Annotated in this window: 6 protein-coding genes and 1 pseudogene; 2 read left to right on the top strand and 5 right to left on the bottom strand. The window is 61.0% G+C overall.

The window, feature by feature from the left end:
• Window positions 1–184: pseudogene (locus tag WCE35_RS25615) on the bottom strand (Tim44/TimA family putative adaptor protein); the annotation flags it as partial.
• A 420-nt stretch (window positions 185–604) separates the two neighbouring features.
• Here WCE35_RS25615 and secB point away from each other — a divergent pair.
• Entirely contained in the window at window positions 605–1,093 is a 489-nt protein-coding gene (gene secB, locus WCE35_RS25610; protein WP_424596097.1) for a protein-export chaperone SecB, read from the top strand.
• Window positions 1,094–1,111: 18 nt separating this feature from the next.
• Here secB and dnaQ read toward each other — a convergent pair whose 3' ends face one another.
• The 4 genes from dnaQ to WCE35_RS25590 are packed head-to-tail and all read right to left on the bottom strand — an operon-like array spanning window position 1,112 to window position 3,918.
• Window positions 1,112–1,810 (bottom strand): DNA polymerase III subunit epsilon, encoded by a 699-nt coding sequence (gene dnaQ / locus WCE35_RS25605; protein WP_424596096.1) that lies wholly within the window; start codon window positions 1,808–1,810, stop codon window positions 1,112–1,114.
• Window positions 1,811–1,836: 26 nt separating this feature from the next.
• On the bottom strand, window positions 1,837–2,436 hold the full coding sequence (gene coaE, locus WCE35_RS25600) for a dephospho-CoA kinase (protein WP_424596095.1): 600 nt from the start codon (window positions 2,434–2,436) through the stop codon (window positions 1,837–1,839).
• Between the two features lie 26 nt (window positions 2,437–2,462).
• Window positions 2,463–3,071 carry a Maf family protein gene (locus WCE35_RS25595; RefSeq protein WP_424596094.1) on the bottom strand — a complete coding sequence of 203 codons (609 nt, stop codon included), beginning with the start codon at window positions 3,069–3,071 and terminating at the stop codon, window positions 2,463–2,465.
• A gap of 10 nt (window positions 3,072–3,081) precedes the next feature.
• Complete coding sequence (locus WCE35_RS25590) at window positions 3,082–3,918, bottom strand: pyruvate, water dikinase regulatory protein (protein ID WP_424596093.1); 837 nt, start codon at window positions 3,916–3,918, stop codon at window positions 3,082–3,084.
• 441 nt (window positions 3,919–4,359) lie between these two features.
• Here WCE35_RS25590 and hemJ point away from each other — a divergent pair, with 441 nt between their 5' ends.
• Window positions 4,360–4,782, top strand: coding sequence for a protoporphyrinogen oxidase HemJ (hemJ, locus tag WCE35_RS25585; RefSeq protein ID WP_424596098.1), 423 nt, complete (start codon window positions 4,360–4,362; stop codon window positions 4,780–4,782).
• The last annotated feature ends 7 nt before the right edge of the window (window positions 4,783–4,789 follow it).

Below are 4,789 nucleotides of genomic sequence, written 5' to 3'. Positions count from 1 at the left end.
GGGCCTGGTCGATCACGGCACCCGGCATCGGAACCACATTATTGTCCTGCGCCCCCTGCGCCACATTGCGCGCAGGGCGATCGTAGGGCGGGCGCTCATTTCCGGTGCGCTGTCCGAGGACATTGCGCAAACGCAGGAAGATGAAGACCGCCAGCGCCAGGAAGATGATGGTATAGATATCCACGTCCGATTCGCTTTCTGAAGTGCGCCGGCAACGGTTCCGGCGGTCGAGCGTTCCCGAAAGGGAACGGCAGAGACTACATCGTCGATTGATACTTCAGCATGTAGGCACGAAACCCGGTCCGGCCAATGGCGCATGTTGGCGCAAGCGATTGTAGCGCGTTTTGGGCGCGAGGGGAAACCCGATCATGGCCGGAAATCGCGCATATTCAATAATTTAGGAACAAGTCAGAGATCCGGCCAGCCGGTATTATCCATATCCGCCGCAAACCAGCGGCGCTTTGGCACTGGCCGCGGCGGTCATCCTTGTGGAATGAGGCGGGGCTATGTTAGCCACTCGCCCCAGCCAAGGCATTTTCATGCCGTCCAGGCGAATTCAGACCGAGAACCCGGCCCCGCTCGCCAGAGCTCCAGGAGAGATTTCATGACCAACGGCAACGGCGCGCCCGCCGAGCAGGCTCCTCCCCAGTTGAATGTGCTGGCGCAATACACCAAGGACCTGTCGTTCGAAAATCCGAACGCGCCAGCCTCGTTGGCTCCGCAGCAGCAGCAGCCGGCGATCAATATCCAGATCAACGTGTCCGCCAACAATCTCGCCGAAAACGAATTCGAAGTGACGCTTTCAGTCGAGGGCAAGGCCGAAAACGCCGGCAAGCTGATGTTCAGCTTCGATCTGGCCTATGCCGGCGTGTTCCGCATCGTCAATGTCCCGAAGGAAAACCTGCACCCGCTGGTCATGATCGAATGCCCGCGGCTCCTGTTCCCGTTCGCGCGCGAAATCATCGCGACGGCGGTTCGCGACGGCGGCTTTCCGCCGCTGATGCTGGATCCAGTCGATTTCGTCGGCCTGTATCGCCAGAACATGGAGCGGCAGGCCGCGGCTCAAGCGTCGTCGGGCGCGAAGCCCAGCTAAGCCCGAAGGCAAGGCCGCCTAGGCGGTTCCCAAAAAATCATGCCAGATCGGCTTGTCGCCCAGGGTGGCGACAAAGGCCCGATGCGCTTCGCGGTCGGCGCCCGTGATTCGCGGCGCCAACGGCACCTCGCGCTGCCGCCGCGGCATTTCACCATATCCGCCGGCCTGCGCGGCGCGGGTTTCCGAGGCCAGAATCAGCTGTGACTGCCTTGCCCCGATCAGGTCGATATAGACTTCGGCGAGCAGTTCGGCGTCGAGCAGCGCTCCGTGCTTGGTGCGGCGCGAATTATCGATCGAATAGCGCGAACAGAGGTCGTCGAGCCGGTTGGACACGCCGGGATGCTTGCGACGCGCCAGCAGCAGCGTGTCGACCAGCCGCTCCCGCGCGATCGTCGGCTGCTTGATACGGTCAAGCTCGGCATTGATGAAGCTGATATCGAACGAGGCGTTGTGGATCACGAGCGGCGCGTCGGCGATGAATTCCAGGAACTCCTCCACCACCTCCGCAAACAGCGGCTTGCCGGCGAGGAACGCGGTGGACAGGCCATGCACGGCGAAGGCTTCGGGTGGCATGTCGCGCTCGGGATTGATGTAGCGGTGGAAGGTCTGGCCCGTCGGCATGCGGTTGAAGATTTCGACGCAGCCGATCTCGACCAGCCGGTCGCCGCGCAGCGGATCGAGGCCGGTGGTTTCGGTATCGAGGACGATTTCGCGCATGGATGCTCAAGACCGCAAAAGGCGAATCAGGCTCGCCGACGCGGCATCTTAGCAACCTGTCGCAGAATGTCCCGGATCGCGGCGCGTACGGGGTCGAGACCGTGCGAGGTATCCACCACGAAATCCGCGCGTTGGCGTTTTTCGGCGTCCGGCAATTGCCGCGCCAGCAGGGAGTCGAATGCCTCGTTCGTCATGGTGCCGCGCGCCAGGATTCGCTGACGCTGGGTTTCCGGCGAGGTGGTCACCACCACGACGGCATCGACGCGTTTTTCGCCGCCGGTCTCAAACAGCAGCGGCACGTCGACCACCGCGACGGGCGCGCCGGATCGCTCGGCCTCGTCGAGGAACTTCCGGTGATGGGCGCGCAGCATCGGATGCACGATCTGCTCGAGCTTCTCCATCGCGGCGGGATCATGCACCACCCTGGCCGAAAGCCGCGCGCGATCGACCTTGCCGTCAACTGTCGTGCCGGGAAACGCCGCTTCGATGGCCGGTACGGCTTCGCCCTCATAGATTTTGTGTACGGTGGCGTCGGCGTCGTAGACGGGAATACCGGCTTCCGCGAACAGTTTCGCGGTGGTGGACTTCCCCATGCCGATCGAGCCGGTCAATCCCAGGATGCGCATTTATCGCTGCCAGTTCTGGAAAATGTTCATACCGCGAGCAGCTTTTCGCTGCGCAGAAACGCCAGCAAGGGCAACAGCGGCAAGCCGAGGATGGTGAAGTGATCGCCTTCGATGCGTTCGAACAGATGCACGCCCAGGCCTTCGAGCTGATAGGCGCCGACGCTGGTCGTCACCGCCGCGCCGGCCTGATCCAGATAGGCCCTCACCTCGGCGCCGCTCAGCTCACGCATGGTCATGCGTGCCACCGAGACCTCCGAAAACAATATCTTGCCGTCGCGTGCGACGGCAACCGCGGAATGCAGCTCATGAACGTTGCCGGCAAGGGCGCGCAATTGCTCCGCGGCCTGAGGGCGACCGGCCGGCTTGCTGAACAGCCGCGCTTCCAGCGCCAGGGTTTGATCGGCGCCGACCACATAGCGGCCGGCCTTTTGCGAGGACACAAACGCCGCTTTCTCGCACGCGAGCAGCGATGCGATCTCGCCGGGCGCCGAAAGGCCTGAGTCTTCCTGCACGGCGCGTTCGCCAATGTCGGCCGGGATCGCCTCGAACGGGAGACCGGCATTGGCGAGCAGCATCTGCCGCGCGCGGCTTTGCGAGGCCAGGATCAACGGGTCTTTTGCGCGCCAGATCGTCATTGCGGGAACGTCATTCCGCAAGTCGCTGCCGCTGACGGTCGGCGTAAAGCTTCATCACGGCAGCTGCGGTTTCCTCGATCGAGCGTCGCGTCACATCGAGCAGCGCCCAGTTGAATTTGGCGCTTAGCCGCCGTGCGAACGCGACTTCGTCGGCAACGGCCTGGCGATCGATATAGATGTCGTTGTCGCGGTCGCCCATGCTCAAAAGCCGGTTTTGCCGGACCTGAATCAGGCGCTCCGGCGTGGCATGAAGGCTGACGACCAGCGGCTTTTTCAGCGTCTCCAGTTGATGCGGAAGCGGAATGCCCGGCACCAGCGGCACGTTGGCGGTGCGGATGCCGCGGTTGGCGAGATAAATCGAGGTCGGCGTTTTCGAGGTCCGGGATACACCGACCAGAACGACGTCGGCCTCCTCCAGACCTTCGACATGCTGGCCGTCATCATGGATCATCGAGTAGTTCAGCGCGTCGATACGCTTGAAATATTCCGCATTGAGGACATGCTGCGCGCCGACCCGTCCGGTCGTCGACGCACCGAGATAGGCCTCGAATAATTGCATCACCGGGCCGATGATCGACAAGCTCGGAATGTTGATTTGCTTGCACTTGGCTTCGAGCCGGCCGACCAGATCCTTTTCCAGCAGAGTAAAAAGCACGATCCCCGGCGCCTGCTCGATTTCGTCGAGCACGCGGTCGAGCTGCTTCTGGCTGCGCACCAGCGGATAGACATGTTCGACCGCCGTCGCATTGGCATATTGCGCGGCGACCGCGCGGGCCACGGTGATCAGGGTCTCGCCGGTCGAATCGGAGACCAGATGCAGATGAAAATAATTGCCGGTCGTGGGCACCGTGCCGCCTGTATAGCCTGTGAATCCCTGTGGAGCTTAACCGGGAAAATGGCCCTGGGTCGGGGTCTCAGGGATAACCCGGGTTTTTCTTCACAGCGCTCCGTCAGAGGATAACTCCGCGCAACGGGCGCAATGATAGTGAGAATATGTGGATTTGTCTCTTCATAAGCTGACCGCAAAACGGCGCAAGCAGCTGAGCCAGGTAAGGTTATTCCGATGAACGGGATTGCCGGCTGAATTGTTGATGAATGTGAACAAGGCTGGAGAAATGCGAGGTCATTTTGCGTGAGTCCAATTCACCGCTACTTAGACTCAAACCTAAGATTCTAAAATTAATTAGTTTAGAAGCGCCGTGGATGCGGATATGTCTCCGTTCCTCGCTGGCGAAGCTTGTTGGCAAACCCGCCATGGTCAAAACATTCCGTGCTGAAGGCGATCGCGATGTATGAGTGGATCAAGGCGCTGCACGTGATTGCGGTCATCGCATGGATGGCCGGCATGCTCTATCTGCCGCGGCTGTTCGTCTATCATTGCGATTCGGAGACCGGCTCCAGGCAGTCGGAAACCTTCAAGATGATGGAACGGCGCTTGCTGAAAGCGATCATCAATCCGGCCATGGGCGTTACCTGGCTGGCTGGACTGTACCTCGCCTGGTCCGGCGGATGGTTTGCTTCCGGCTGGCTTTACGGGAAACTGGCGCTGGTGATCATCCTGTCGGGTGTCCACGGCCTTTTTTCCCGCTGGGTGAAGGATTTTGCTGCCGACCGAAACCCGAGAAGTCAAATGTTCTATCGTGTTATCAATGAAGTACCGACCGTTCTAATGTTCGGAATCGTTATCCTGGTGGTGGTAAAGCCGTTCTAGACCGGGC

The organism is Bradyrhizobium sp. (genome assembly GCF_049691595.1).
Taxonomy (GTDB): Bacteria; Pseudomonadota; Alphaproteobacteria; order Rhizobiales; family Xanthobacteraceae; genus Bradyrhizobium.
The sequence above is the reverse complement of the archived record's forward strand: the minus strand, read 5'-3'. Positions and strand labels throughout refer to the sequence as shown.

Coding starts and splice junctions, on each gene's coding strand:
- dnaQ (WP_424596096.1), bottom strand. CDS start 1,810: ATGCGCGAAATCGTCCTCGATACCGAAACCACCGGCCTCGATCCGCTG.
- WCE35_RS25595 (WP_424596094.1), bottom strand. CDS start 3,071: ATGACGATCTGGCGCGCAAAAGACCCGTTGATCCTGGCCTCGCAAAGC.
- hemJ (WP_424596098.1), top strand. CDS start 4,360: ATGTATGAGTGGATCAAGGCGCTGCACGTGATTGCGGTCATCGCATGG.
- coaE (WP_424596095.1), bottom strand. CDS start 2,436: ATGCGCATCCTGGGATTGACCGGCTCGATCGGCATGGGGAAGTCCACC.
- secB (WP_424596097.1), top strand. CDS start 605: ATGACCAACGGCAACGGCGCGCCCGCCGAGCAGGCTCCTCCCCAGTTG.